The organism is Ammoniphilus sp. CFH 90114 (genome assembly GCF_004123195.1).
Taxonomy (GTDB): domain Bacteria; phylum Bacillota; class Bacilli; order Aneurinibacillales; family RAOX-1; genus YIM-78166.
Genome location: NZ_SDLI01000056.1, coordinates 1 through 698, shown reverse-complemented (window position 1 = coordinate 698; position 698 = coordinate 1). Strand labels below are relative to the sequence as shown.

At 51.8% G+C, this 698-nt stretch carries 1 rRNA gene; it reads right to left on the bottom strand.

Annotation, left to right across the window (positions count from 1 at the left end):
• A 16S ribosomal RNA gene (locus tag EIZ39_RS27165) occupies window positions 1-698 on the bottom strand; the annotation flags it as partial.

The following is a 698-nucleotide window of genomic DNA, read 5'->3' as shown; positions in this document are numbered from 1 at the left end:
CTCCACCGCTTGTGCGGGCCCCCGTCAATTCCTTTGAGTTTCAACCTTGCGGTCGTACTCCCCAGGCGGAGTGCTTAATGCGTTAGCTGCAGCACTGAAGGGCGGAAACCCTCCAACACTTAGCACTCATCGTTTACGGCATGGACTACCAGGGTATCTAATCCTGTTCGCTACCCATGCTTTCGAGCCTCAGCGTCAGTTACAGACTAGACAGCCGCCTTCGCCACTGGTGTTCTTCCATATATCTACGCATTCCACCGCTACACATGGAGTTCCACTGTCCTCTTCTGCACTCAAGTCTCCCAGTTTCCGATGCACTTCTCCGGTTAAGCCGAAGGCTTTCACATCAGACTTAAAAAACCGCCTGCGCTCGCTTTACGCCCAATAAATCCGGACAACGCTTGCCANGCATTCCACCGCTACACATGGAGTTCCACTGTCCTCTTCTGCACTCAAGTCTCCCAGTTTCCGATGCACTTCTCCGGTTAAGCCGAAGGCTTTCACATCAGACTTAAAAAACCGCCTGCGCTCGCTTTACGCCCAATAAATCCGGACAACGCTTGCCACCTACGTATTACCGCGGCTGCTGGCACGTAGTTAGCCGTGGCTTTCTGGTTAAATACCGTCAACCCTTGAACAGTTACTCTCAAAGGTGTTCTTCTTTAACAACAGAGTTTTACGAGCCGAAACCCTTCTTC